The sequence below is a fragment of the Aminobacter sp. P4_D5 genome (genome assembly GCF_056401815.1).
The window spans coordinates 1-645 of record NZ_JBFUIP010000872.1; the positions used below are offsets into that span (position 1 = coordinate 1).

A 645-nucleotide genomic window follows, 5' to 3' on the forward strand; every position below is an offset into this window, starting at 1 on the left:
GGCCTTCCCGGACCGCACGCTGCGCCTCGTCGTGCCCTTCACCCCGGGCGGCACCGTGGATCTGGTGGGTCGCCTTGTCGCCACTCGCGTCAGCCAGACCATCGGCCAGGCGATGGTGGTGGACAACCGCGGTGGAGCGGGGGGCGAGATCGGCTCGGTCTTCGTCGCGCGGTCGGCGGCGGATGGCTATACGACGCTGGTCGGCTCCACCACGACGATCAGCATCTCTCCGCAGGTCAATCCGCAGCTTTCCTACAATCCCGAGCGCGACTTCCGGCCGCTCGCCTGGGTCGGCTACGTGCCGCAGGTGCTTTGCGTGCGGCCCAATCTGCCGGTGCACGACCTGCCGCAGCTCATCGCCCACATGAAGGCGAACCCCGCCAACCCCCTCAGCTTCGGCAGCGGCGGTCCCGGCGGGCCGCACTACATGGCGGGCGAGCGCCTGCGCTGCTCGACCGGCACGCAGATCACGCAKGTGCCCTATCGCGGCGGCGGCGCCGTGCACACCGATCTCGTGGCGGGGCACATCGACTGCGCCTTCATCGAGCTCTCGGTGGCGTCACCCTATATGCGGGAAGGACGCATGCGGCCGATCGGCCTGGCGGCGCGGGAGCGCCACGTGGATTTCCCCGACCTGCCCACCCT

Annotated in this window: 1 protein-coding gene; it reads left to right on the forward strand. The window is 70.3% G+C overall.

Going from position 1 to position 645, the window contains the following annotated elements; translation table 11 throughout:
* The coding region (locus AC1DWF_RS35510) for a Bug family tripartite tricarboxylate transporter substrate binding protein (RefSeq protein WP_476843152.1) at positions 1–645 on the forward strand (645 nt) is incomplete at both ends.